This window comes from Plantibacter flavus (genome assembly GCF_002024505.1).
GTDB classification, from domain to species: Bacteria; Actinomycetota; Actinomycetes; order Actinomycetales; family Microbacteriaceae; genus Plantibacter; species Plantibacter flavus_A.
The window spans coordinates 1,605,469-1,630,519 of sequence record NZ_CP019402.1 but is presented as its reverse complement, the minus strand read 5'-3'; the positions used below and the strand labels follow the sequence as shown (position 1 = coordinate 1,630,519).

General features: G+C 69.5%; 27 protein-coding genes and 1 tRNA gene. 10 read left to right on the top strand and 18 right to left on the bottom strand.

The annotated features are described in order from the left end of the window. Window positions 1–8: 8 nt before the first annotated feature. The 7 genes from BWO91_RS07675 to BWO91_RS07645 are packed head-to-tail and all read right to left on the bottom strand — an operon-like array spanning window position 9 to window position 4,577. Window positions 9–464 carry a hypothetical protein gene (locus tag BWO91_RS07675; RefSeq protein WP_079002183.1) on the bottom strand — a complete coding sequence of 152 codons (456 nt, stop codon included), beginning with the start codon at window positions 462–464 and terminating at the stop codon, window positions 9–11. 2 nt (window positions 465–466) lie between these two features. Next, window positions 467–955, bottom strand: a complete 489-nt coding sequence (locus BWO91_RS07670) for a hypothetical protein (RefSeq protein WP_079002182.1) — start codon at window positions 953–955, stop codon at window positions 467–469. Continuing rightward, entirely contained in the window at window positions 930–1,355 is a 426-nt protein-coding gene (locus BWO91_RS07665; protein WP_240555719.1) for a TadE/TadG family type IV pilus assembly protein, read from the bottom strand. The genes BWO91_RS07670 and BWO91_RS07665 overlap by 26 nt, the downstream gene beginning before the upstream one ends. After that, a complete protein-coding gene (locus BWO91_RS07660; RefSeq protein ID WP_079002179.1) occupies window positions 1,339–1,533 on the bottom strand; it encodes a hypothetical protein in 195 nt (64 codons plus the stop codon). The genes BWO91_RS07665 and BWO91_RS07660 overlap by 17 nt, the downstream gene beginning before the upstream one ends. Window positions 1,534–1,546: 13 nt before the next feature. Next, on the bottom strand, window positions 1,547–2,485 hold the full coding sequence (locus tag BWO91_RS07655; RefSeq protein WP_079002178.1) for a type II secretion system F family protein: 939 nt from the start codon (window positions 2,483–2,485) through the stop codon (window positions 1,547–1,549). Continuing rightward, window positions 2,482–3,351, bottom strand: coding sequence for a type II secretion system F family protein (locus BWO91_RS07650; RefSeq protein ID WP_064296212.1), 870 nt, complete (start codon window positions 3,349–3,351; stop codon window positions 2,482–2,484). The genes BWO91_RS07655 and BWO91_RS07650 overlap by 4 nt, the downstream gene beginning before the upstream one ends. Then, a complete protein-coding gene (locus BWO91_RS07645) occupies window positions 3,348–4,577 on the bottom strand; it encodes a CpaF family protein (RefSeq protein ID WP_079002176.1) in 1,230 nt (409 codons plus the stop codon). Before BWO91_RS07645 ends, BWO91_RS07650 begins: the two co-directional genes overlap by 4 nt. A 95-nt stretch (window positions 4,578–4,672) precedes the next feature. Here BWO91_RS07645 and BWO91_RS07640 point away from each other — a divergent pair, with 95 nt between their 5' ends. Together BWO91_RS07640 and BWO91_RS07635 are read left to right on the top strand one after the other, a co-directional pair. Further along, entirely contained in the window at window positions 4,673–5,065 is a 393-nt protein-coding gene (locus BWO91_RS07640) for a barstar family protein (protein ID WP_079002174.1), read from the top strand. Window positions 5,066–5,150: 85 nt separating this feature from the next. Beyond that, window positions 5,151–5,894, top strand: coding sequence for an NAD(P)H-hydrate epimerase (locus tag BWO91_RS07635; protein ID WP_079002172.1), 744 nt, complete (start codon window positions 5,151–5,153; stop codon window positions 5,892–5,894). 68 nt (window positions 5,895–5,962) lie between these two features. On the opposite strand, the gene BWO91_RS20500 is transcribed toward BWO91_RS07635, so the two are convergent. Both BWO91_RS20500 and BWO91_RS07630 read right to left on the bottom strand, forming a co-directional pair. Further along, the gene (locus BWO91_RS20500; protein ID WP_346425824.1) at window positions 5,963–6,208 is read right to left on the bottom strand and encodes a hypothetical protein; all 246 of its coding nucleotides are present in this window, start codon (window positions 6,206–6,208) and stop codon (window positions 5,963–5,965) included. Next, the gene (locus BWO91_RS07630) at window positions 6,205–7,875 is read right to left on the bottom strand and encodes a chorismate-binding protein (protein ID WP_346425823.1); all 1,671 of its coding nucleotides are present in this window, start codon (window positions 7,873–7,875) and stop codon (window positions 6,205–6,207) included. Before BWO91_RS07630 ends, BWO91_RS20500 begins: the two co-directional genes overlap by 4 nt. Window positions 7,876–8,117: 242 nt before the next feature. Here BWO91_RS07630 and BWO91_RS07625 point away from each other — a divergent pair. After that, window positions 8,118–8,199, top strand: a tRNA-Leu gene (locus tag BWO91_RS07625). A gap of 52 nt (window positions 8,200–8,251) precedes the next feature. Beyond that, a complete protein-coding gene (locus tag BWO91_RS07620; RefSeq protein WP_071260971.1) occupies window positions 8,252–8,998 on the top strand; it encodes a DedA family protein in 747 nt (248 codons plus the stop codon). A 54-nt stretch (window positions 8,999–9,052) separates the two neighbouring features. Here BWO91_RS07620 and BWO91_RS07615 read toward each other — a convergent pair whose 3' ends face one another. From BWO91_RS07615 to murI, 4 genes are all read right to left on the bottom strand, one after another. Then, window positions 9,053–9,964 carry a cation diffusion facilitator family transporter gene (locus BWO91_RS07615; RefSeq protein WP_071260973.1) on the bottom strand — a complete coding sequence of 304 codons (912 nt, stop codon included), beginning with the start codon at window positions 9,962–9,964 and terminating at the stop codon, window positions 9,053–9,055. A 77-nt stretch (window positions 9,965–10,041) separates the two neighbouring features. After that, on the bottom strand, window positions 10,042–10,677 hold the full coding sequence (gene rdgB / locus BWO91_RS07610) for an RdgB/HAM1 family non-canonical purine NTP pyrophosphatase (RefSeq protein ID WP_079002171.1): 636 nt from the start codon (window positions 10,675–10,677) through the stop codon (window positions 10,042–10,044). After that, window positions 10,677–11,411, bottom strand: a complete 735-nt coding sequence (gene rph, locus BWO91_RS07605) for a ribonuclease PH (protein WP_064296204.1) — start codon at window positions 11,409–11,411, stop codon at window positions 10,677–10,679. Before rph ends, rdgB begins: the two co-directional genes overlap by 1 nt. Next, entirely contained in the window at window positions 11,404–12,249 is an 846-nt protein-coding gene (gene murI, locus BWO91_RS07600; protein ID WP_071260977.1) for a glutamate racemase, read from the bottom strand. The genes rph and murI overlap by 8 nt, the downstream gene beginning before the upstream one ends. An 87-nt stretch (window positions 12,250–12,336) precedes the next feature. On the opposite strand from murI, the gene BWO91_RS07595 reads away from it, so the two are divergent. After that, window positions 12,337–13,665 carry a nicotinate phosphoribosyltransferase gene (locus tag BWO91_RS07595; RefSeq protein WP_079002169.1) on the top strand — a complete coding sequence of 443 codons (1,329 nt, stop codon included), beginning with the start codon at window positions 12,337–12,339 and terminating at the stop codon, window positions 13,663–13,665. Window positions 13,666–13,708: 43 nt separating this feature from the next. Here BWO91_RS07595 and BWO91_RS07590 read toward each other — a convergent pair whose 3' ends face one another. The 3 genes from BWO91_RS07590 to BWO91_RS20495 all read right to left on the bottom strand — a co-directional run bounded on the left by BWO91_RS07590 (window position 13,709) and on the right by BWO91_RS20495 (window position 17,408). Next, window positions 13,709–13,984: a DUF3039 domain-containing protein gene (locus tag BWO91_RS07590; protein WP_064296346.1), complete on the bottom strand. Its 276-nt coding sequence runs from the start codon at window positions 13,982–13,984 to the stop codon at window positions 13,709–13,711. Window positions 13,985–14,079: 95 nt separating this feature from the next. Next, window positions 14,080–15,651: a hypothetical protein gene (locus tag BWO91_RS07585; RefSeq protein ID WP_079002168.1), complete on the bottom strand. Its 1,572-nt coding sequence runs from the start codon at window positions 15,649–15,651 to the stop codon at window positions 14,080–14,082. Then, window positions 15,627–17,408 carry an ABC transporter ATP-binding protein gene (locus BWO91_RS20495; RefSeq protein WP_346425822.1) on the bottom strand — a complete coding sequence of 594 codons (1,782 nt, stop codon included), beginning with the start codon at window positions 17,406–17,408 and terminating at the stop codon, window positions 15,627–15,629. Before BWO91_RS20495 ends, BWO91_RS07585 begins: the two co-directional genes overlap by 25 nt. 271 nt (window positions 17,409–17,679) lie before the next feature. On the opposite strand from BWO91_RS20495, the gene BWO91_RS07570 reads away from it, so the two are divergent. The 5 genes from BWO91_RS07570 (at window position 17,680) to BWO91_RS07550 (ending at window position 22,531) form a co-directional block, all read left to right on the top strand. Beyond that, window positions 17,680–18,372, top strand: coding sequence for an NTP transferase domain-containing protein (locus BWO91_RS07570; RefSeq protein ID WP_064296200.1), 693 nt, complete (start codon window positions 17,680–17,682; stop codon window positions 18,370–18,372). A 117-nt stretch (window positions 18,373–18,489) separates the two neighbouring features. Further along, window positions 18,490–19,257: an ABC transporter permease gene (locus tag BWO91_RS07565; protein WP_064296199.1), complete on the top strand. Its 768-nt coding sequence runs from the start codon at window positions 18,490–18,492 to the stop codon at window positions 19,255–19,257. Continuing rightward, entirely contained in the window at window positions 19,257–20,015 is a 759-nt protein-coding gene (locus tag BWO91_RS07560; protein WP_064296198.1) for an ABC transporter ATP-binding protein, read from the top strand. Before BWO91_RS07565 ends, BWO91_RS07560 begins: the two co-directional genes overlap by 1 nt. A gap of 74 nt (window positions 20,016–20,089) precedes the next feature. Next, window positions 20,090–20,971, top strand: coding sequence for a hypothetical protein (locus BWO91_RS07555; protein ID WP_079002164.1), 882 nt, complete (start codon window positions 20,090–20,092; stop codon window positions 20,969–20,971). Between the two features lie 84 nt (window positions 20,972–21,055). Next, window positions 21,056–22,531, top strand: a complete 1,476-nt coding sequence (locus tag BWO91_RS07550) for a glycosyltransferase (protein WP_139205394.1) — start codon at window positions 21,056–21,058, stop codon at window positions 22,529–22,531. Here the strand turns inward: BWO91_RS07550 and BWO91_RS07545 are convergent. Together BWO91_RS07545 and BWO91_RS07540 are read right to left on the bottom strand one after the other, a co-directional pair. After that, window positions 22,452–23,660 carry an acyltransferase family protein gene (locus tag BWO91_RS07545; RefSeq protein ID WP_079002159.1) on the bottom strand — a complete coding sequence of 403 codons (1,209 nt, stop codon included), beginning with the start codon at window positions 23,658–23,660 and terminating at the stop codon, window positions 22,452–22,454. The two genes, BWO91_RS07550 and BWO91_RS07545, sit on opposite strands and share 80 nt — an antisense overlap. Window positions 23,661–23,713: 53 nt before the next feature. Further along, window positions 23,714–25,015 carry a CDP-glycerol glycerophosphotransferase family protein gene (locus tag BWO91_RS07540; protein ID WP_071260989.1) on the bottom strand — a complete coding sequence of 434 codons (1,302 nt, stop codon included), beginning with the start codon at window positions 25,013–25,015 and terminating at the stop codon, window positions 23,714–23,716. Window positions 25,016–25,051: the final 36 nt, after the last annotated feature.

The window sequence follows — 25,051 nt, the reverse complement described above, 5'->3', positions numbered from 1 at the left end:
GTCCGCCCTCACCAGAAGACACTGCGCGCACTCGCGGTCGCCTCGATCCGGAGGCCCTGCGGCACGAACAGCGTCAGCATCGGCGGGCGCCAGTCCGACGCCAGCGAGACCTCCGCGCTCCGGCCGTCCGGGGTCCGCGCCGCGACGATCTCGACGCCGGTGAGCGCACTCGCCCCGCCGGTGATGAGGTCGTCGCGTGCACTCGACCGGACCGAGTCGTCATCGAGGACGGGTCGGAAGGTCCCGTCGGGCTGGATCGTGACGTCGTCGATGGAGAAGGACTCCGCGGCGGTCGCGGCCAGGCGGTCGGCGAGGTCGAGGAGCCGCTTGTGCTCCACGTACAGGGAGGTGGCGGCGCTCCCGACGAGGACCACGGCGAGCGCCACGACGGCGAATCCGATCGTCAGGAGCATGGTGGACCCGTCCTCCTCGCCGACGTCCAGATGTCGTCGTCTGCCCGGCACCCTCATTCCGCCTCGCTGAACCGGTCATCGAACCGGGAGATCGGTGCCGTGACGGCGCCGGTCACGGGGACCGCGGCCTGGACGCCGAGGATCTCGGGCATGAGCGGCAGGACGACGAGGATGTCGACGGTGACCGTGACGGCACCGCCGCGCTGCCCGCATGGGAGACCGGCTGGCGCGCAGTCGAGCGTGACGGACGACTGGGACCGGTCGAGCCCGAAGTCGTCGAGCGCGAGTGCGAGCGAGTCCTCGACGCGGTCGCGACCCGTGGCGTCGTCGTCGGCCCGCGCGTAGAGTTTCGCCGCCTGCGCCGCGGCCCCGCCGGCTGCGAGCACTGCCGCCTGCACCTCGGCGAGCGCGACGACGAGATACACGATCGGCACGAGGAGGACCAGACCGACGGTGATGAACTCGAGGGAGGCCGATCCGTCGTCGTCCCGTGCGGTCGGTCGGGGACGCAGCTCATCACTCGAGTGTCTCGAGGACCGCATGACCCTCCACCTCCAGGACGCCGGGCAGTCCGATCAAGCCCACGACCGGAAGCGGTGCGCGGACGGTCACGGTGACGATGCCGACTCCGCGCTGTTCGGCCAGCGCGGTGCTGACGTCACCGGTGTAGCCCTCCCCCACGGCGACGGCGATGAGCTGGCGTGCCCGGTCGGCGCCGTCGAGCAGCTCGGTGTCGGCCAGTGCGCCGAACCGGGCTCCCTCCGCCGCCGCGTCGATGAGCGTGTTCCGGACGTGCAAGGCGAGCGCGAGCTGGACCACGGACATCATCAGGACGGTGAGGATCGCTCCGACGAACACGAACTCGGCGACGGCAGATCCGTCCTCACCGCGCACGAGCCGCGTCCGCCATCCGCCGATCTCGGGCTCAGATGCCGGAGACACGGTCGATGGCCTGTTCGAACACCTGCGTGAGCGCCGGGCCGGCGACACCCCAGATGAGGAGGACGAGCCCGGCCGTCATGAGGGTGATGAGGACCCAGCCGGGGACGTCGCCGCGCTCCTCGGCGAGGAGGGAACGACTCCGGTGAAACGCGCGGTCGAGGAAGGAGGGGGAGGACATGTGGAACCTTTCGTCAGAAGCCGGTCCGGAGCACGAACACTCCGGGGAAGACGGCGATGATGATGGACAGGGGCAGGATGAGGAAGACGAGGGGCACGAGCATCGCGACCTCTTTCTTCCCGGCGGATTCGAGGAGACGGCGTTTGGCGATGTCACGTCCATCGTGTGCGTGATCGAGGAGCACGGCTGCGACCGGTGTGCCGCGTTCGAGCGCGCCCAGGATCTGGTCGACGCATCGCGACAGCATCGGCATCGCGAGTCGTGCCTCGAACTGCCGGAGTGCAGTGGCGAACGGGATACCGGTGGAGACGTCCGCCATCACCCGGCGGAACTCCCTGCCGAGCTCCCCGCTGGACCCGATGCGCGCCACGCGGTCCATGGCGTCCGTGATCGCCTCGCCCGCCGCGAGACTCAGACTGAGGAACTCGAGCACCGTCGGCAGCTCCTCCTCGATCCGCGCGAGGCGGCGACTGGCGGCGAGTGCCAGCAGCTGGTCGCGGAGGACGATTCCGGCCACCGCCCCGACCGCGGGGAGCGGTGCGGCGAACGGGAGCGCCAGTCGTCCGTTGCTGAAGGAGAACACGGCGAGCGCCGCGGCGACCGCGAAGCCGCCGAGCCCCCACAGGAGTTGCAGCAGTCGGTACCGCTCGAGCGTCGGTCCCCCGGCTTGACCCAATCGACGGATGACGAGTTCCTGATCGGCGCCGACCAGGCCGAGCGACCATCGAACGGCCCGGAGGACCGGCACCAGCAGGGTCCCGAGGACCGGTAGCGGGTCGGTCGAGCGGCGCGCGGCTTGTGAGCGGGCGTCGCTGGAGAGGTCGGCGACGTAGGGGGCGATGCGGTCCGCGAGCCGCGGTCGTCCGAGTGCCGGCAGGAGCATCGCGAGCGCCCAGAGGCCGACCCCGAGCACGGCTCCGAGGCTGAGCGCCCACGCTCCGTCGGCACTCACCGGAACCACCGTCGTTCGGGCTGGAGGCGTCCGACGCGGAGCATCGCCTGGTAGGCGAGGGCGGAGACCACGACGCCGGCGATGATCAGGACCGCTCCTTCCCGGGAGTTGTAGGCGGCGGACGCCTCCGGCCGGGACGACAGGAGCAGGAGGATCGCCCAGGGTGCTGCGACGCCCAGCCTCGCGGCGTTCACCACCCAGGACTGTCGCGCCTCGGCCTCGGCTCGGATGGCCGACTCCTCGCGCAGCCCCGCGGACAGCGCTCGGAGCACCGCCGGCAATTCCGTGCCTCCGACGTCGCGGGCCATGCGCACCGTCTCGAGGATGCGGTCCGCGACAGGGTCGGCGAGCGCGGTCTTCAGGTCGTCGATGCCGTCGGCGAAGCGGCCGGCAGCCCGGTAGTCGGCGCTGAACGCGGCGAACGCCGGGCGGAGCGGTGCGGGTCCGACGGTGTCGAGCGCGGCCACCGCATCCGGGAGCGAGAGCCCTGACCGGATCGCGGACAACAGGTGGTCCACGACATCCGGCCACAGTCCCCGCTGCAGGCGACGTCGCGAGATGGCGCGGGCTCGGAGCACGATGACCGGTGCGACGAGTCCGGCGACGGCGACGACGGCGGTCAGCGGCAGGACACGGCAGAGCGCCTGGACCACCGCGCCGGAGACGAGTCCGGCGAGGACGGAGACCACGATGGCGGCCGCCCAGTACCGACCGGGCAGACCGGCCAGGATCAGGAGTTCGCGGAGCGCAGCGACCGGCCGCCATCGCTCCAGGGTGTCGCGCAGCGGCTCAGGGTCGGGCCACCACCAGGGGGCGACGGTGAGGAGGAGCCCTGCGGCGAGGACCGCTCCGACGACGAGACTCATCGCTCGCCGACGGCGAGGATCGAGGCGAGCGAGATCCCGGCCGCACGGTACTTCGCGTCGTTCAGCGGGAAACGACCGGTCGCGCGGAGCTCTCCGTCGCGGTGCTCGAAGAGGGTGGAAGCCTCGATCGTGTGGGACTCCCCGCTCCCGCCGACCGCGATGATCTCCGCCACCCGTCGACGTCCGGACCGGTCGAGCTCGCAGTGCACGACGAGGTCGACACAGGACGCGACGGCCGGGCGTACGAACCCCGAGTCGATGTTCCGACCCGCGAGCAGTGGCAGCGTGCAGAGTTTGCCGATCGCGTCGCGCGCGGAGTTCGCGTGGATACTGCAGAGCCCGGGCAGTCCGCTGTTGAGGGCGATCAGGAGGTCGAGGCTCTCCGCCTCCCGGACCTCACCGACGACGATGCGGTCCGGCCGCATCCGGAGCGCTTCCTTGATGAGCCGACGCAGCGTGATCTCTCCCGTGCCCTCGAGACTGGCCTGCCGGCACTGCATCGCGACGACGTCGCGGTTGCCCGGCGCGAGCTCGAAGGTCTCCTCGACGGTGACGATGCGGAGGGCTGGGTCCAGCGCCGCGATGAGGGCGCCGAGCATCGTGGTCTTACCGGCCTGGGTCGCGCCGGACACGAGCAGGTTCGCGCCCGCGGTCATGCTGGCGCGGAGGAACTCGGCGGCCTGGTAGCTGATCGACCCGGCGGCCACCAGCTGACCGAGGTCGCGGATCCGCGCGGAGAACTTGCGGATGTTGATGGACATGTGCCGACGCGTGACGTCGGGGATGACGACGTGCAGCCGCGAGCCGTCCGGGAGCGAGGCGTCGACGAACGGGTTCGCGAGGTCGACCCGTCGACCGGTGGCGCGCAGCATCCGCTCCACGAGGTCGCGGACGTCACCTTCCCCGAGGACCACGTCCGTGAGCTCCGACACCCCACCACGGGCGACGAACACCTTCGTCGGCTCGTTGATCCAGATCTCCTCGACACTCGGATCATCCAGCAACGGCTGGATCGCACCGAACCCCGTCACCGCGGCGAGCACCTCGCTCGTCATCCCGTGCTCGTCGTCGATGAGCGGCGTCGTGTCGTTCAACGCCCGCTCGTTGTAGCGACGCACCTCCTCTCGGGCGATCCGCCCCGCTCCCCCACGCCGACCCGGCTCCCCGAACTCCTCACGCACCCGGTCGCGCACGCGCGCCGTGATGATCTCCGCCGCTGTCCCCATGCGGCCATCCTGACGAACACCGGCCACACCCCGCAGAAGTTATCCACAGCACCCCCGCTCGACGCGTCACCGACCGGTCACTAGGCTCGGGAACCGTGCCGACCACCTTCCGCATCGACGGCTCCCGCATCCACGACATCGCCTCGTTCTACGCGGTGATGAACGAACTGCTCATGCAGGACGAGTACTGGGATCTCGGTCCGAGCCTCGACGCCCTCGACGACGTCCTCTACGGCGGGATCGGCTCGCTCCGCGATCTCGACGACGTGCTCTTCGTCTGGACGGAGCACGACGCGAGCCGCACCGCACTCGGCGTCACGGCCACCCGCGCGTGGTTGCAGGAGAAGCTCGAGCGGGGTGCACCGTTCAACACGGCCCGGATCTCCGCGCAGCTCGACGACCTGGACGCCGGCCGCGGCAAGACCTACTTCGACCTGCTCCTCGAGGTCTTCGCCGGCCACCCGGACATCCGACTCGAACTCGCCTGAACCGGTCGATCCCCCGGCTGTTCCGGTGCCGGTCCCCGATCGCAACCGCTTGCGGCGGTCGACCCGAGCCGGAAGAGTGGGCGCCATGATCAACGGCTACACCGCAGACCAGGTCCGAGCCGCAGAGGCACCACTCCTGAAAGCCGGGGAACCGCTCATGGCGCGAGCCGCCCACGGCCTCGCCGAGGAGCTGCGGGCGGTGCTCGCCGACCGCGCGGAGGGCCTCGAGGGCGAGGCACCCGACATCTGGAAGATCCTGCTGCTCGTCGGATCAGGCGACAACGGCGGTGACGCCCTCTTCGCAGCGGCGGAACTCGCCGGCACGACCGGTCCGGACGACGTCCCACTCGACCTCGTCGTGGCCAGGACCGGTGACCACGTCCATGAGGCGGGTTACGCCGCCGCCGTCGAGGCCGGCGTCCGATTCCTCATGAACTCCCCCGCCGAGCCGGACGACAGCGCAGACGAGGCCAAGGGCGCCGCGCTCGTCGTCGATGCCGTCTTCGGCATCGGCGCAAGCCGGAACCCCACCCTGCGCGGTGCGCCGAAGGCGATCGTCGAGGCGGTCCTCCCGGTCGTGCAGAGCGCGGGCGGGCCGACCGTCGTCGCCGTGGACGTCCCGAGCGGCATCGATCCCGACGAGGGAAGCGTCCCCGAGGGTGCCGTCCTGCCGGCGGAGGTCACGGTCACCTTCGGCGCGGTGAAGGCCGGGCTGCTCATCCCACCCGGCTCGGCCTACGCCGGCGACGTCCGCCTCATCGACATCGGCCTCGGACCGCAGCTGGCCGACGTCACGCCGTTCACGACGCTGGACCAGGCGGACGCCTGACGAGCAGCGACGCACGGTTCGCCTCCCGGGCGGTCGGCATCACCGACCGTCCAGGCCGCGCATGACGCTCAGGAACCGACGGCGGCAGCCGATCGCCCGGACGCGACACCCGCGAGCGCATGGCCCGCGAGCGACCCGAGGGTGCGGAGCCCGTCGCGCGACAGCACCGACTCGAGGTGCCCCTGGACCGATGCGAACCCACGACCGCGCATCGCGAACACGTCGCCCGACGCCGCATCGGCGGCGATCTCGACCCCACCGACCGGAGCCTCACCCGCCAGCCGTGCGGTGAAGGTGTTGTAGAACCCGATCAACGACTGCTCGCCGAAGAGGTCCAGGTCGAGCTGCAGCCCCTGACGGGCGCGTCGAGGCGTTCGATCGGCAGCCCGAGCTGGATCGCCAGCACCTGATGGCTCAGGCAGACGGCGAGCAGCGGCGCTCCGGCGGCGAGACGCGCGGACACGATCTCGTGCATCCGGCGGACCCGCGGGTCGGCGAGGTCGAGCGGGTCGCCCGGCCCCGGACCGGCGACGAGGAGGTCGACGTCCACGAGTGCGTCGGTCACCGCCGACCAATGCTCCACGCTGACGGTCATCCCGAAGTGGCGCAGCTGGTGGGCGAGCATCGCGGTGAACTCGTCCTCGGCGTCGACGATGACCGCGGTACGGCCCGACAGCGAACCGACGGGCGCCGGGTGCTGCGGCTGCAACCAGAAGGACGCCAACCGCTCGTTCCGCGCTCGGAGCGCTTCCTCGACTCCTGGCTCCGAGGCCAGGTCGACGGTCGGACCCAGCTCGGCGGGTGCCATGACGCCGAGCGCAGTCAACACACCGGCCGCCTTCGCCGCCGTCTCGGCCACCTCCGACTCGGGATCCGAATGACGGACGAGCGTCGCACCGGCGGGCACGCGGACGAGGCCGGCGTCGTCGACGTAGGCGGTGCGGATGAGGATCGGTGCGTCGAGTTCGTAGTCGCCGTCGCCCACCGGGGTGAACAGCGCGAGCACGCCGGAGTAGTAGCCGCGCGCGTTCCGCTCATGGCGGGCGATGACCGAACACGCGTTCTGCATGGGCGAGCCGGTGACCGTCGGTGCGAACATCGTCAACCGCAGGACCTCGCGGACGTCGAGTTCGCTCGTCCCGGCGAGCAGGTACTCGGTATGGGTGAGGCGCGACATCTGCTTGACGTAGGGACCGAGGATGCGTCCACCGGAGGCGCACACCCGGCTCATCATCTTCATCTCCTCGTCGACGACCATGAAGAGTTCCTCGGTCTCCTTGACGTCGCCGAGGAACGCGCGGAAGTCGTCGCCCGTCGCGCCGGAGCGCGGGTGGCGGAAGGTGCCGCTGATGGGGTTCATGGTGACGGTGCGTTCACCGGTCGAAGCGTCGCGGGCGACCGCGACGTGGCGCTCGGGCGTCGCACCGGCCATCGAGACGCCCGGGGTGTGCACGGCGAACGTCCAGTAGGCGCCGGTCTCCCCCGACAGGAGCGCCCGCAACCAGGCGAGGACCGCGCGCTCGGCCGGCACCTCGGTCGTCGCGGTGAACTCGCGTCGGATGACGAAGTTGGCGCCCTCGCCGCGTCCGATCTCGTCCTCGATGACGCGGCGCACGATCGACGCGTAGTCCTCGTCGGAGACGTCGAACCCGCCGTCGACCAGCGGGACCGCGTCGGCGGGGAGTCGCTCGAGCATGTCGTCGAGCGTCACCGTCTCACGCTCGCTCACCACGAGGCAGCGCAGCGGGGCGCCGTCGTCCATCGCCGCGAAACCGCGCTCGCCCACCTGGCGATAGGGCACGAGCGTGAGGACCTCGGGCTGGTGGTCGTCGCCGGTGGCTCCGAGCGGGATGTCGGCGAGCGACTCGACGTCGACGACCTCACCCGTGTAGAGGTCGACGGTGTCGCTGCCGTGTCGGCGGAGCACCGCGAACGGGAAATCGGGGCCGGCGTGCAGCACGCGGTGGAGCAGGGTGGTCATGGTGGTGTCCTCAGGCTGGGACCGATCCGACAGGGCCTCCGAACGAGAACGACCGCCCTGTCAGGCGGTCGAGTCGTCGTGTGTGCACGTGCGCGGTCCGCCTAGGAGGCGGGCCACCAGCTCGTTGCACACGTCGTTCGCATGGAGCCGAGCATACACGGGCCGACCCGGGCTCCGCTGTCCGTGGCTCCTCGCCGAAGCTCAGGACGTTCCCGACCTCGCTCCCGTAGACTGAGCGGGCCGCGGGAGTGGTGGAATTGGCAGACACGCAGGATTTAGGTTCCTGTGCTTTCGAGCGTGAGGGTTCAAGTCCCTTCTCCCGCACGCGACATCGTCGTACGCCGTTCCATCCCTCCCCCGACAGCAGGAGCTCCGCATGGTCCACACCGCCCTCATCCCCTGGCTCGACCCGGAGGGCATCATCACCGCCGTCGGTCCCTGGGCCCTCGTCGTGGTCTGCGCGATCGTGTTCGCCGAAACCGGCCTCCTCGTCGGATTCCTGCTCCCCGGCGACACCCTGCTCGTCATCACCGGTCTCCTCGCGTTCGGCTCCGCCCGCGTCATCGAGATCGACATCTGGTGGGTCTGCCTCGCGATCGGGTTCTCAGCGTTCCTCGGCGGCGAGGTCGGGTACCTCATCGGGCACAAACTCGGGCCGAAGGTGTTCGAACGCAAGGAGTCCGGTCTCTTCAGCATCAAGAACGTCGAGCGGACGAACGCCTTCTTCGAGCGCTTCGGTGCCCTCGCGGTCATCCTGGCGCGCTTCGTCCCGATCGTCCGGACCTTCGCGCCGGTCGCTGCCGGCATCGGCCACATGAACTACAAGAAGTACTCGCTCTACAACCTCATCGGTGCGCTCATCTGGGGCGCAGGGCTCACCTTCTTCGGCTACCTGCTCGGGTACATCCCGCCGGTCGCCACCTTCGTGCAGAACTACATCGACGTCATCCTCATCGGGGCCGTCGTCCTCACCCTCATCCCGACCACCTGGCACTACATCCAGTCGAGCCGGAAAGCGAAGGCGCTGCAGGGCACCATCACCGAGGAGGAGCGTCGGGCCGCGGCTTCGAAGCTCGCCGACCAGGACGTCTTCAAGCGCGACCGCGGGAACAACACGGTCTGATCGCCGGTGGCGCCGCTCGCGCGAGTGGCGCAACAACCGGACCCGCCCCGCGCGTCAGCGGTGGTGCGACTCCTCGTGTGAGGCGTGTTCCTCGGGCTCCAGCTGGAACGTCGAGTGCTCGACGTCGAAGTGGTCGTGGAGGCACGAACCGAGACGGTCGAGCAGCTCCCCCGTGCCACCGTCGGCGAACACCTCCTGCCGGGCGACGACGTGGGCCGAGAAGACCGGCTGGCCGGACGTGATCTGCCAGACGTGGACGTCGTGGACGGCGACGACCCCCTCGGTGCCGAGCAGGTGGTCCCTGATCTCCTGCACGTCCGTGTCGGACGGCGCGGACTCGCTGAGGACGTGGACGACGTCGCGGAGCAACGACCACGCCCGCGGCACGATCATCGCGGCGATCGCGAGTGAAGCGATGGCGTCGGCCTGAGCGAAGCCCGTCAGCATGATGACCACCGCGGCGATGATCACGGCGATCGATCCGAGGAGGTCGCCGAGGACCTCGAGGTACGCGCCTCGCATGTTGATCGACGTATCGCGGCCGCCGCGCAGCACCTGGAGGGCGACGAGGTTCGCGACGAGACCGATGACGGCGACGATCAACATCGGAAGGCTCCTGACCTCCGCGTCCGCCGAGTCGACGAGGCGGGACACCCCCTCGATGAGGACCGACACCGCGACGGCGATCAGGATGAGCGCGTTGATGAGCGCGCCGAACACCTCCGCGCGCTGATACCCGAAGGTCTGCCGGTCGGTGGCCGGGCGCGCGGCCACGATCGTGGCGACGAGCGCGATGATCAGCCCGGTGAGGTCCGACAGCATGTGCCCGGCGTCGGCGAGGAGGGACAGCGAACCGCTCACCCAGGCACCGACGAGTTCGACCACGAGGACGGTCGCGATGATGGCGATCGCCACCGCGAGTCTCCTGCGGTTGGCGGTGCCGGCGTGTGCGTGATCGTGACCCATGATGCATCAACCGTAGGAGCTTCCCAGCGCCCGCGGAAGGGTTCATGCCGAGATAGGAATGGTCCTGAGTATCATGCTCAGCTGGCGGTCGACGCGGGCCCCTCGGGCACGAGCCGCTGCAGCACCGGGACGAGCGCTCGGAAGGCGAGTGCGCGGTGGCTCAGCTCGTTCTTCTCAGCCGGTGACAGCTCCGCCGCCGTCCGATGCTCGCCGTCCGGGATGAACGCCGGGTCGTACCCGAAGCCGTTGGTCCCGCTCGGCTCCGTCGCGAGGGCTCCGCGCCAGGTGCCGACGGCGACGTGCTCGAGCGGCTCCATCCCGTCGATCCCAGGCGGCACCACGAGGGCGAGGTGGCAGGCGAACCAGGCGGCACGATGCTCCTCGTGCACGTCCCGCAGCTGATCGAGGAGGAGGGCGAGGTTCGCGGTCGAGTCGTGCTGCGAGCCGGCCCAGCGCGCCGAGAAGATGCCCGGCGATCCACCCAGGATCTCGACGCCGATGCCGGAGTCGTCGGCGAGCGCGATGGAGCCGGTGTGGGCGGCGGCGACCCGAGCCTTGATCAACGCGTTCTCGCTGAAGGTCGTGCCGTCCTCGACGGGCTCCGGGCCGTCGTAGGCGAGGACCGTGATCCCGGGGACGTCGCGGCTGACGAGCCGCTGGAACTCCTCGACCTTGTGCTGGTTGTGCGTCGCGAGGACGATCTCGACGCTCATCAGCGTCCGAGGGCCTCGAACTGGATGGCCTTGAGCGACGCAGCGCCACCGACGGCGAGGTCGAGCAGGGAGTCGAGTTCGCGGCGGTCGAACGGGGCACCCTCGGCCGTCCCCTGCACTTCGACGAACGATCCGCCGCCGGTGACGACGACGTTCATGTCGGTCTCGGCGCGCACGTCCTCGACGTAGGCGAGGTCGAGCATGGGCACGCCGTCGATGATGCCGACCGAGACGGCCGAGACGCTGTCGGTGAGGGGCGACGCCTTCTGCGAGATGAACTTCTTGCCGCGCGCCCACTCGATCGCATCGGCGAGGGCGACGTAGGCGCCGGTGATCGCCGCCGTGCGGGTGCCACCGTCCGCTTGCAGGACGTCGCAGTCGATGACGATCGTGTTCTCGCCGAGGGCCTTGGTGTCGATCACGGCGCGGAGGCTCCGACCGATGAGTCGCGAGATCTCGTGGGTACGACCGCCGATCTTGCCCTTGACCGCTTCACGGTCCATCCGCTCGTTGGTGGAACGGGGCAGCATCGCGTACTCCGCGGTGACCCAGCCGCGACCCTTGCCGTTCAGCCAGCGCGGCACGCCGTTGGTGAAGGACGCCGTGCAGAGGACCTTCGTCCGGCCGAAGCTGATGAGTGCCGAACCCTCGGCCTGCTCGCTCCAGCCGCGCTCGATCGTGATGGGACGCAGCTGGTCGTTGGTGCGGCCGTCGGCGCGCGCGATGTCACTCATGGATGTGCTCCTCGAACTGGTGGGATGGAAGGTCGATCACGCCGGTCTGAACGAGCGAGACGGTGGAGATCTCCCGACCCATCAGACGGTTGGCGAGGGCGATGAAGTCGTCGGCGCTGCTCCCGGTCGCCTCGTACCGGTGGGTGGCGGGTTCGCTGCTGTCGCGCAACAGGTCACGGGTGACGAGTACGCGGTAGACGTCGTTCGCGGTCTCGGTGTCGCTCGAGACGAGCGACACCTGCGGACCCATCACGTAGCTGATCGCGCCCTTGAGGAAGGGGTAGTGGGTGCATCCGAGGACGACGGTGTCGACGCCGGCGTGCCGGAGCGGGGCCAGGTACTCCTCCGCCGCCTCGAGGAGGTCGGGGCCGGTCGTGACGCCGGCCTCCACGAACTCGACGAACCGAGGGCAGGCCTGGCCGAACACCGTCAGCTCGGGATTGACCTCGAACAGGTCCTGATACGCCCGCGAGTTGATCGTGCCCTCGGTCCCGATGACGCCGATGCGCCCGTTCCTCGTGCTCCGGACCGCGGTCCGCACAGCGGGCTGGATCACCTCGACCACCGGGACCGAATAGCGTTCTCGGGCATCGCGGAGCATGGCCGCCGATGCGGTGTTGCAGGCGATCACCAGCATCTTCACGCCCTGGTCGACGAGCGAGTCGAGGACCTCGAGCGAGTAGCGCCGCACGTCGGCGATGGGCTTCGGACCGTAGGGCGAGTGAGCCGTGTCGCCGATGTAGATCACGGACTCGGCGGGGAGCTGATCGCTGACCGCTCGCGCCACCGTGAGTCCGCCGACGCCGGAGTCGAAGATGCCGATGGGTGCGTCGTTCACGATGACCCAGCCTACCGCCCCTGCCGATCGACGTCGCTGACCGACCGATCACCACGTTCCGAGCACGCTCGCGGCTAGGCTGAACAGGTGCACGAGTCCTCAGCTCTCCTCACCGACCGATACGAACTCACGATGCTGGACGCCGCCCTTCACCGCGGCACCGCGGATCGGGAGTGCCTGTTCGAGCTCTTCGCCAGACGCCTCTCCGGCGGCCGCCGCTACGGCGTCGTGGCCGGCACGGGCCGCTTCCTCGAACTGCTCAAGCACTTCCGCTTCGGTGAATCGGAACTCGAGTGGCTGCGCGAGGAGCGCGTCGTCAGCACGACGGCGCTCGACTGGCTCGCCGACTACCGTTTCTCGGGATCGATCTGGGGCTACCGCGAGGGCGAGGTCTTCTTCCCCGGTTCGCCGATCCTGGTCGTCGAGGGCACGTTCGCCGAGGCCGTCATCCTCGAGACCCTGGCGCTCAGCGTGTTCAACTACGACAGCGCCGTCGCCACGGCCGCCGCCCGCATGACCTCTGCGGCGGGCAGCCGTCCCCTGGCCGAGATGGGCTCCCGTCGGACGGGCGAACGGTCGGCCATCGCCGCAGCCCGGGCGGCGTACATCGCCGGCTTCAGCGCCACCTCGAACCTCGAGGCCGGACGCAGCTGGGGCATCCCGACGATGGGGACGGCCGCACACTCCTTCACCCTCCTGCACGACTCCGAGGAGGACGCCTTCCGAGCCCAGATCGACACGATGGGCGCCGGGACCACGCTGCTCGTCGACACCTACGACATCGAGGAGGCCGTGCGACTCGGCGTGCGCCTCGCGGGCCCGGAGCTCGGAGCCGTGCGCATCGACTCCGGCGATCTGCCGATCGTCGTCGACCAGGTCCGCCGCCTCCTCGACGGACTCGGCGCCACGTCGACCCGCATCACGGTCACCAACGACCTCGACGAGCACGCCGTCGCCGCCCTGGCCGCATCCCCGGTCGACTCCTACGGCGTCGGCACCTCCGTGGTCACCGGCTCCGGCTCCCCCGCCATGGGCATGGTCTACAAGCTCGTGGCGCACCGCGACGACCAGGGCGACTGGATCAGCGTCGCGAAGAAGTCGGCCGAGAAGGCGACCATCGGCGGCCGCAAGACGGCTGCGCGGGCCTACGACCGGCACGGGGTCGCCCGCGAGGAGCGCATCTACCTCGGCGACGGTCCGGCCGGCGAACACGAGGGTGCGGCCGACGCCGCCTCGGAACGCCCCCTGATGGTCCAGCTCGTCGAAGGCGGACTCGTGGACGAGCGGTACCTCGGCGCCGCGGGGACGCGCCAGGCGAGGGAACACCGGGCACAGGCGGTGGCGGAACTGCCACCCCGGGCCGTCAGCCTCACCCGCGGCGACCCCGTGCTCCCGACCGTGTACCTCGAAGACTGACCGCGGCGACGCATCTCAGCGTCGGCCGCGGTGCGCTCCAACGTCAGTCGCGGAGGAGCTTCTCGTAGATCTCCTTGCAGGCCGGGCAGATCGGGAACTTCTCGGGGTCGCGACCCGGCGTCCACTTCTTGCCGCAGAGCGCCTTCACCGGCTTACCGCTCAACGCCGATTCGAGGATCTTCTCCTTCTTGACGTAGTGCGAGAAGCGCTCGTGATCGCCGGGCTCGATGTTCTCGCTCTCGATCAGCTCCTCGAGCTCACGATCCATGATCGCCGTGCTCCCACCGTCGGGCGTGCCACCGGGATCGATCGTGCTCATCTGCTGCTTCGTGCTGTCATGCTGCGCCATGGCTCCATGGTACCGCCGGACGGCACCCGGGTCTCCTGCGGGCCGATCCGGTCGCCGACGTCGGGTCAGTGCGAGCTGGCGAAGCCGACGATCTCGGGGCTGCGGCGATCGAAGACGCGACCGCCGGCGAAGATCCCGATCACGAGGACCAGGATGCCCGTGCCCGCACCGACCGCGAGAGCCCCGAAGTTCCAGTTCGGCTCACCGGTGAGCCCGAGCACGGCCAACCAGCCGGCGGGAATCGTGAGCAGGACCGTACCGAGCAGGCTCAGGAACTGCGCGGACATGCCGCTGCTGCCCGGCACCTGCGGCTGCTGGAACGGGCTGTCGCCGGGAAGCGACGTCGGGTACGGGAACCGCGCGGACACAAAGCTCGCGATACCGGCACCGCTGAACAACAGGCACGTGCTCACCCCGATCATCGACGGCAGGGCGTCCCAGTCGCCGTAGAACAGGATGCTCAGCGTCGACCCGACCGCGATGAGCGGGATGCCGATGAGGAGCACCGGGAAGAGCCGGCCGATCCGGTCCGATCGTCCGCGGACCCCCGAGGCGACGTGCAGCCAGACCGCGGTCGAATCGAAGGCGAGGTCGTTGTGCAGTAGCCAGCCGAGGAACCAGCACACGACCGGGAGTGGGACGAGTGCGAGGACGTTCATCGGGATGCCGGCGACGAGCATGGGCACGAAGAAGATGAAGGGCGCGATCGGGATGATGACGAGGGAGACGAGGTACCGCGGGTCGCGCAGCCAGTAGGTCATGCTCCGAGCGGCGATGGCTCCGGACGGGGAACCGGGGAGCAGGTCGAACCAGCCCAGACCGGTGCTGTCGCGGCCCGTCCCGAGGCGTTCCGGCGTCACGAGCAATCGGGCGACGAACGCCTGCCAGGCGAACCAGAGCAGCGCGATGGTCGCCGCGGTGAGCAGCAGCTTGACGATCGCCGGCGCGATGCCGCCGAGTGCGGCATCACCGGGGAACGACCAGACGGCGCCGAGCGGGGTCCAACTGAGGATGTCAGCGACCCGGCCGAGGACGGCGAACCCGTCGCGCTGCCAGTCCACGGTGGTGAGGGCGATGATCGCCGGGGCCACGGCGATGATGAGCACCAGACCGAGGACACCCATGACCTCCTTGGCGCGACGCGTCGAGAGGAGACTCGCGGAGATGGAGGTGGCGATCCGGGCCAGGAGCGCGCAGAGCAGCACGCCGAGGACGGCGGAGATCACGGCGAGGACGGCGGGCAACGGCGACCGCGACCAGGTGACGACCGACGAGGCCGCGAGGACGGCGAGGACGAGTGACGGCACCGACACGAGCGCTGTCACGAGCAAGCCGGCGGACAGGGTGCGGTTGGGCAGCCCGAAGAGCGAGAACGCCCGAGGATCCAGCTGGTCGTCGACACCGAAGACGAGCGGCAGGATGATGAAGCCCAGGACGACGGCCGATCCGGCCAGCACGACCAGGTTGCGGGTTACCTCCGGATCGCCACCACGCAGCGCGACGAGACCGGTGCTCGCGAGCACGACGATCCACACGCCGACCGCGATCGCGAGGACGAGCCCGACCAGTCGCCAGGGGCTGCGGCGGAACGCGTTGAGCGTCAGCTGCAGTTTCAGTCGGAGAAGCTGTGCAACCATTCCATTCCCTCTGCCGACTTGCGGCCCCCGGCGAGCTCGACGAACCGCTCCTCGAGCGTGCCCGTTCCGCGCACCTCGTCGACGGACCCGGCGGCCAGCACCTTGCCCTGCACGATGATGGCCACGTGATCGCACACGCGCTGGATGAAGTCCATGCCGTGGCTCGAGAGCACGACGGTCCCGCCGTTGGCGACGTACCGCTGGAGGATCTCGATGACGTTCGCCGCGGAGACCGGATCGACCGATTCGAACGGCTCGTCGAGGATGAGGACACGCGGCGAATGGATGAGTGCGGCTGCCAACGCGATCTTCTTCGTCATGCCCGCCGAGTAGTCGGAGACGAGACGGCCGAGCGCGTCGTCGAGACCGAAGGCACGAGCCAGATCGGTGGTCCGTGACTTGACGGTCGCGGGGTCGAGCCCCCGCAGGACGCCGGAGTAGTACAGGAGCTGGCTGCCGGTCAGGCGGTCGAAGAGCCGCAGCCGGTCGGGCAGCACGCCGATCGCACGCTTGGCCTCGGCGGGATCCTGCCAGACGTCGACGCCCTGGACCGTGATGGACCCTGCGTCGGGACGGAGGAGACCCGTGACCATGGACAGGGTGGTCGTCTTGCCGGCGCCGTTCGGCCCGACGATGCCGTAGAACGAGCCACGTCGGACCTCGAGGTCGACGCCGTCCACCGCGACCGTGTCGCCGAACTGCTTGACGAGTCCCGAGATCGACAGGACGACGGGATGGGCGCCATCGCCGTCGGCCTCGCTGCGCTGCGACGTCGCGGCGGGTGACGAGGTGGCGGCGGACGACGGTGTCGGCGCGGGACGGCCGGCAGGACGCTTCGGTGCTGCAACCGGAGTGACGGCCTCCTCCCGCGGAGGCGCCACCGATACGGACCCCGACGGTGCCGGCGTCGCCTGCCGGGCCGTGTCGTCCACAGCCTCCCCGGCGATGGATGACGCGGTCGGCGGGGTCTCGGTCTGCGTGGCGTCGGCCCGAGTCTCCTCGACGGCGATCCGGTCGACGACCTCAGGGGAAGGCTGCTCGGAGGGCGTCGACGTCGTCGGCCGTTCGACCGATCCCGGTGCGCTGACCTCGTCGAGCACGCCGGCGGCTGCGGCGGCCGTCTGTTCGGGCTGCTTCGCGACGCTGGTGCGCGCCGGCGTGCGCTTGGCCGGCGTCCGGGCCGTCGTGGACTTCGTCGTCGAGGTGCGGGCGGTGGTCGTCTTGGCGCCGGCGGCCTTGGTCGCCGGCTTCGCGGCGGTGGTGCGCGCGGTCGTCGACCGGGGCGTCTTCGGGGCGGTGGTCGTCTCGGCCGACGCAGTGGCCTCCGGAGCATCGGCAGCTGCAGCAGCCGACTTCGCGGGCGTGCGCTTCGCGGCGGTGGTGCGCGTCGTCGTCGACTTGGTGGCCGTGGTCTTCGCCGTCGAGGTCCGAGCGGTCGTCGAGCGTGCCGTGGTCGTCTTGGGTGCCGGCTTCGTGGCGTCCCCGGGCTCCCCCGAGGTCTCGCTCGCCGACGTGGTGCGGGTGCGGGGCGTGCTCGGCCGCTTCGCCGGGGCCTTCGCCGTTCCGGCAGCCCGAGGCGTCGTCGAGCGGGGTGCGCGCTTCGGTGCCGTCGGCGCCGCAGCGGCCTGATCGTCGGAAGCGGTCGACGGCGCAGGTGCGCCGGCGGCATCGGCGGTGTTCGGCGTGCCCGGACTCGTCGGCGTGCCGTCGGCAGGCGCCGGCTGCTGAGCGGGATCTGGCGGAGTCGTGGAAGTCACCAAGCAAACCTACCAACAGCGGCGGCCGGAGCGGACAGCGGAGTCTCAGGATGAACGGTTGACACATCTCCCCCAAGCTGTGTAAACGCCGGGTGGTCGATCACAAAACGACAACGGACCCTGGGAACCCCTGACAGACGGAGTTCACCGCGGCTAGCCTGTATTTTGGCATAACGGAGTGTCTTTCAATGCACGTCTTGGTTAATCCTCGGTGAATCGTCCACAGCATCGTGGCACCGCGTGATTCCATACCCACACTGAGGAGAACAACGTGACCACCCAGGTAGTGATCCTTGCCGCAGGGATGGGCAGCCGTCTCGGCCGCTCGCTTCCCAAGCCCCTGACCGAGCTCAGCGACGGCCGCACCATCATGCAGCAGCAGTTCGACAACATCCACCACGCGTTCGGAGCGAGCGCCAAAGTGACGATCGTCGTCGGCTACAAGCTCGAGCACATCATCGAAGCGTTCCCCGACGCCTCCTTCGTCTACAACGAGCAGTACGACCAGACCAACACCTCGAAGAGCCTCATGCGCGCCCTCGCGGCGTCTCAGGCCGGCGGCGTGCTCTGGATGAACGGCGACGTCGTCTTCGACCCGGCCGTCCTCGACCGCGCTGCCGCGATGATCGCCAAAGACCGTTCGTTCGTGACCGTCAACACCTCCAAGGTGTCCGACGAGGAGGTCAAGTACACGACGAGCGCCGAGGGCTACATCAAGGAGCTCTCGAAGACCGTCGTCGGCGGGCTGGGCGAGGCCGTGGGCATCAACTACATCTCGTCGCAGGACAAGACGATGCTCCACCGCTACCTGACCAAGGTCGGCGACCAGGACTACTTCGAGCGCGGCATCGAGCTCGCCATCGAGCGCGAGGGCATGCTCGTCGAGCCGGTCGACATCTCCGACCTCTACGCGGTCGAGGTCGACTTCGCCGAGGATCTCGAGCGCGCGAACCTCTTCGTCTGAGGTCCCCGTCCACATCGCACACGAACGCCGTCCCGACGCTGAGCGTCGCGGGCGGCGTTCCTGCGTCACCTCGATAAGGTTGGTCACGTGAGTTCTTCAGCTGAGACGCGGCCAAGGATGTCGCGATCGGCGAGGTACCGCCACGCGCTCTGGATCCTGACGGTCCGAGACCTGCGCGTGCGCTACTCGACGAGCGCGCTCGGCTACGTGTGGTCCATCCTCGACCCCCTCGTCATGAGTGGGATCTACTGGTTCGTCTTCACGCAGGTGTTCCGGCGCGACGTCGGCGAGGAACCCTACATCGTGTTCCTCCTCGCGGCACTGCTGCCGTGGATGTGGTTCACCGGATCGGTGTCCGACAGCACCCGCGCCTTCCTGCGCGAGGCGAAACTCGTGCGTTCGACGACGATCCCCCGGACCATCTGGGTGAACCGGATCGTGCTGTCGAAGGGCATCGAGTTCCTCGCTGCGCTCCCGGTCCTCGCGGCGTTCGCGATCTTCAGCGGCGCGCAGGTCAACCTCGACATCGTGCTGTTCCCGCTCGCCATCGTCATCCAAGCCGTCCTGACGATCGGGCTCTGCCTGATCGTCGCTCCGCTCGTCGTGTTCTTCCGCGATCTCGAGCGCGCCGTCAAGCTCGTCCTGCGGTTCATGTTCTACGCGACGCCGATCATCTACAGCACGACGGCGCTGCCCGACAGGATCGAGCCCTTCGCGGCGTTCAACCCGCTCAGCGGGATCTTCGCGCTCTACCGTTCCGCGTTCTTCCCACAGGAGCTCAACTGGCACCTCGTGGGTGTGTCCGCCGCCATGTCCACGGTCATCCTCGCGGTCGGTCTCCTCGTCTTCAAGCGCTGCGAGCGCTCCGTGCTGAAGGAGATCTGATGCCCACAGGCAACGCAACCGCCGCTCGGCCGGCGATCTCGGTGGCCGACGCAGGGATCCGGTTCCGGCGCAACCGTGGCGGTCGGCGGAGTTTCAAGGACCTCTTCGCCGGTCGCGACCGACGCTCGAAGCCGGGTGAGTTCTGGCCCCTGCGCCACGTCTCCTTCGATGTCGCCCCCGGAGAGGCCATCGGCGTCGTCGGACGGAACGGTCAGGGCAAGTCGACGCTGCTCAAGCTCGTCGCGGGCGTCGTCCTGCCCGATGAGGGCACCATCGGCGTGCACGAGGGTGTCGCGCCGCTCATCGAGATCACCGGCGGCTTCGTCAACGACCTGACGGTCCGCGACAACGTGTACCTGACGGCCGGCCTCCACGGCATGTCCCGGCGCGAGATCGACGGACGGTTCGACGACATCATCGCCTTCGCCGAGATCGCCGACTTCGTGGACACCCCGTACAAGCATCTCTCGAGCGGCATGAAGGTCCGCATCGCCTTCGCGGTGATCGCACAGCTCGAGGAGCCGATCATCCTCGTCGACGAGGTCCTCGCCGTCGGCGACCGCGCGTTCCGCGAGAAGTGCTACCGGCGCATCGAGGAACTCCTCGATGGCGGGCGCACCCTGTTCTTCGTCTCGCACAACGAGAAGGACCTCCGACGCTTCTGCACGAGGGGGCTCTACCTCGACAAGGGGGCGCTCGTGCTCGACGCGCCGATCGATGACGTGCTCGACCGCTACAACGCCGACTACAACAGCTGAGGCCTGCCAGCAAGCGTCAGTCGACCTGCAGTGGGTCGACGTAGACTGGCCGCCCCGCCCACGAGGAGGCCGTCATGACCGGACCGCAGCAGGGACCCGTTCCGGGTCCCGCCCAGTTCCCCACCGCCGCAGCACAGCAGCCCATGCTGCCTGAGCCGGGATGGGTGCGGGCGCTCGACCGTCTGCTCTGGGTCCAGCGACCGGTGGTCGTGGCACACATCCGGTCGATCCGGCGGATGTACCCGAACGCGACGGCGGACCAGCTCATCCGTGTCCTGGAGCGTCGGTACCTCACGACGGTGACGACGACGGGAGCCGCCGTCGGCGCGACCGCCGTCGTCCCGGCGATCGGGACGGCGACGACCCTTGCGCTCTCCGGTGTCGAGACGGCGGGGTTCCTCGAGGCGACCGCCCTGTTCGCCCAGTCGGTCACCGAGGTCCACGGCATCGCCCTGGCCGATCCGATGCGATCCCGCGCGCTCGTCATGACCATGATGCTCGGCAAGGCCGGAACCGACCTCCTGCGGAACTTCGGATCCCAGGCGGCCGGGAAGGGCATCCCCCGGCAGGCGTTCTGGGGCCAGACGATCACCCAGGGTCTGCCGTCCATGATCGTGGGCCCCGTCGCCGACCAGTTGCGGGTGCGCTTCGTGAAGCACTTCGCGGCGAGCGGCAGCGCCGGCGTCATCGGCAAAGCACTGCCCTTCGGCGTCGGAGCTGCCGTCGGCGGCATCGGCAATCACATGCTCGGCCGACAGGTCGTCCGTGCCGCTCGCCAGGCGTTCGGACCGGCGCCGTTCGTCGTCCCCCTCGACCTCGAGCCACGGATGCGGGCCGTCTCCGGTCGGTCCGGCCTCGGGAAGGTCCGCGACCAGGTGTTCCGTCGCCGCAAGCACCTGGCCATCGAGGCCGGCAGCGAGACGGTCGGCCCGGACGGGCCCGAACAGCGTCCCTGACCACCCTCGGCGCGCTCGGGCTCGGCGCCGACCGGGCCGGTCCGGATGCGGCATCCCTCCAGGTCCATCGCGTACCGTCGGAGGGTGAGACTTCCATTCCTGCGCCGTCCCCAGAAGCCCTTCCCGGAAGGCCGCCACTTCGCGGTGACCTGGGGTCTGTCGGACGACTTCGGCGGCATGACGGAGGCGATGCTCCAGCGCTCGCGCGCGTTCATCCGATTGGCCGACACCCCCGTCGACGTCCTCACCTTCGACCACCGCGCGGACTACCCCGAGTTGGAGGCACGGCTGCGCACGCGAGGAGACCTGATCGACGGCCTCCGGGTCGTCAACCTCTGGGACTGGCTGCGCGACAACCCCCTGCCGGGTGGGTCCCTCGACCTGGCCCGCCACGGGTTCACCCCGCTCCCCCTGGAGGACGGCAGCGTGGAACGACGCCGCGGCGACGTGGTCCTCAGCCGCGAGCGACATGACGAGTCCGGTCAGATCCTGCAGGTGGACGTCTACCGGACCGACGGCACCCTGCTCCTGTCCGACCGCCGCGACACGCGCGAGCGGGGTGTCAAGGGCGGCCGGTCCGTGGTCCTCTGCGACGACCAGGGCCGTCCCGTCCGGTCCTGGGGGCGCATCTGGTCCCTGTACCGCGCCTGGTTCGACGCGCTCACCGCGGGCGCTCCGGCCTGGATGATCGTCGACAGCAAGACCATCGCCCCGTTCGTCCTGAGCTACCGGAAACGCAACGTCGTCACCGCGCATGTGGTGCACGCCTCGCACCTCCAGGGCACGGAACGACCACACGGTCGGCTGCGGGAGTCACGGCGAGCGGTGTTCGAGGCGCTCGACGACTTCGACCTCGTCGCCCTCCTCAGCGACCGCCAGCTCGCGGACGTGACGACCATGCTCGGCGAGCACGCCTCGCTCGGGGTCATCCCGAACTCGCGCGAACTCGTCGCACCGGACGTCGCGCGTGCACCTCGGCCTCGCAGCCGCGGCATGTTCCTCGGTTCGCTCACGGCCCGGAAACGGCCGGCGAACGCGATCCGCGCCGTCCTCGCCACCACCCCGGTGGACGGGCCTCCCCCGACACTCGACGTCTACGGCGGCGGGGAACTGCTCGACGAGTTGCAGACGCTCCTCGCCGCCGAGGACCCGGACCACCGCGTCGTCCTGCACGGTTACGACCGCTCGGCCCGGCGGCAGCTCGGCTCGGGTTCGTTCCTCGTCATGACCTCGACCTCCGAGGGCTTCCCACTCGTGCTCATCGAGGCGATGGCGGCCGGGTGTCTCCCCATCGTCGTCGACGTACCGTACGGGCCGGCCGACATCGTCCGTGACGGTTGGAACGGGTTCCTCGTGCCGTCCGCGGAACCGGCCGTCGTGTCAGCCGCCATCGAACGCCTCCTGTCGCTCCCCGAGGGCGAGGTGGATGCGATGCGTCAGCACGCCAGGGCGACCGCGGAGCAGTACGACGACGAGGCCGTCACCCGTCGGTGGGCTCAGGAGTTGCACGCGGCCGCTCGCCGGAAGAAGCGGAACGCGCTCGTTCCTCGCGTCGGCTGAGCATCCGGGAACGCACCGCAGCGACCCCCGCCTGTACCCCCCGACCGACGCTGCGCGCCAGGCCGTGGGACGGACGCTCGACGAGCTGGAAGAACCCGGCGGCGACCAGCAGGCTCAGTGGGACACCGACGATCCCGACCAGCCACCAACGCTCATCTCCGAACGAGAAGGCGAGTGTGGCCAGGATCGGGGCGTGCACGAGGTACAGGCTGAAGGACACCTTCCCGAGCCAGAGGACCGGCGGCGCCTCGAGGAGCCGCCGGGCGAACGGGCTTCCGATGGCGACGACGATGAGGCCGGCCGCGCCCACACCCGACAGGCCCCAGAGCGCCTGACCGAGCGTCGATGAGGATTCGACGAACGGTCGCGAGAGCCAGCTCGCGACGAGCAGGAGCGCGGACCCGCCCGTGAGCAACGCCCATTGCAGCGGGCGGGACCGATCCGCAGCCCAGGCTCGGAGGTCGTCGAGCCGGACGGCGATCAGCGTACCGATGAAGAACGCCGGCAGGTACACGGCGGCGTCCAGTCCCGCGACCCGTCCGAGCACCATGATCACGGACATCAGTGCGGCGACCGGCCACGCCCAGCGGCGCAGCAATCGAGCGAGCAGGACGGCGATCGGGAGGAGGAGCGTGAAGATCAGCTCCCAGCGCAGCGACCACAGGGTGTTCACCAGGGTGTAGCTCGCCGGCGTCAGGGTGGCCTCCCTCAGGAGGTGCAGCGGGTCGACGCTCGTCGCGTTCGCGTTCGCGATCCACTCACCGGTGGTCACCGACGCCGGGTCCCTCGGGATGAGGAGGATGAGGGCGGCGGCGAACAGCAGCGATCCCCACACGGGGAGGTAGAGCCGCACGAATCGGGCGGCGAAGAACCCCGGCCAGCTCGCGCCGCCTCGCAACAGCGGGAGTGCGACGACGAGACCGCTCAGGACGAAGAACACCTGCACGGCCTCGGTACCGGCGAAGAGCAGCTTCAATGGTGTCTCGGTCGCGATGTCCCAGGCGGGCTCCGAGATCCGGCCGGTCGCGAAAGGTCGTGCGAGCAACGACACGTGGTAGAGCACCACGACGACGCTGGCGACACCACGGACTCCGTCGAGGGAGGCCAGTCGCCCGGAGGACGGATTCACCTGCCCGACCCTACGCGGTTCTCCTGGGCGCGGACTCAACGGCTCAGGGCGCCTCAGGCGCGTCCTCTCTCGTCGTCATCCTCGTCTTCGTCCTCATCGTCCTCATGCTCGTCGAGCTTCGGCCGGCCATCGGCGTGCGCGAGGGCGAACCGTTCCCATTCCGACATCAGATGCTCGATGGCGCTGTGGAACCTCGCCGTCGTCACTCCCGGCGTCGTGTCGCCGAAGTAGTACTCGACCCAGTGCTGCAGTCGAGCGACCGTCTCTGGATCACCGAGGAGTCGGTCGACGCCGTCGACGATGTCCGCGGCGGCCGACGCATCGAGCCACTCGCACGCCGAGAGGTACCCTCCGGTGTCGATCTCCGCCTCCGGATTCACGGGACGGGTGATCATGAGCGGCTTCCCGCTCGCGAGGCGGTCGTAGACCATCGCGGAGATGTCGACGATGGCCGCGTCCGCCGCCGCCAGCTGCCAACCGAGGTCGGCACCCGTGTCGACGACGTGCTGGGCCGAGGCGTCCGCACGGTTCGCCTCCTGGAGCGCGGCCATGATCTCGCGGTTCGCGCTCGCGTAGGCCGGATCGACGACACCGCTCCTCGGGTGCGGACGGTACACGACGCGGTGCTGCCCGGTCGCGATGAGTGCTCGGACGAGGGCAACGCCGTGGCTCGCGATCGAGCCGTACGCCGCGGCCGCGCGGTCGCCCTCCCAAGTGGGCGCGTACAGGACGACGGTCCGCTCATCGGGCGTGTAAGGCAGTTCGCCCGAATAGTGGTCGGCCTGGGGGCGGCCGATCATGATCGCGCGCTTGTCGAAGTCGTAGTCCCAGAGCACCCGCTCCAGCCGGTTCCTCGCCGCTTGGCCGGCGATGAGGCTGTAGTCGTAGGCCTTGAACTGGTTCGTCGTCATGTACATCTTGTCGCTCTCGCCGTGGTTGACGAAGACGTGCCAGCGGGAGCCGTAGCGGAACATCTGGAAGTTCTTGGCGTTCTGGTTGACGTACAGCACGACGCGGATGTCCTGTTCGGCAAGCGTGCGCTCGAGGGCGACGACCGTCCGGACGTAGGCCGTCGGGATCGGCGACTCCTCGAACAGCTTCGCCGCCGCCGTCGCACCGCGGCTGAGGATGAGGACGGGCCACTGCTTCGACAGTTCGGCGAGCGGCCGGTACCACTGGCGGATCTGGTACATGTTGACGGCGCCGTCCGCGAAGTACACGGCCACCTTGTAGCGCCCCGGCTCGATCACGGGAGCCGCCTGCATCTGCGCCGCGAGGACGGCTCTGGCCCGGCGGTTGGCGAGCAAGTCCTTGGCGAGCGTGATGGCACGACGACCGTCTCTGATCAGGCCCATGTCAGCTCCAGCATCCGTCAAGCGTAACGACGCCAG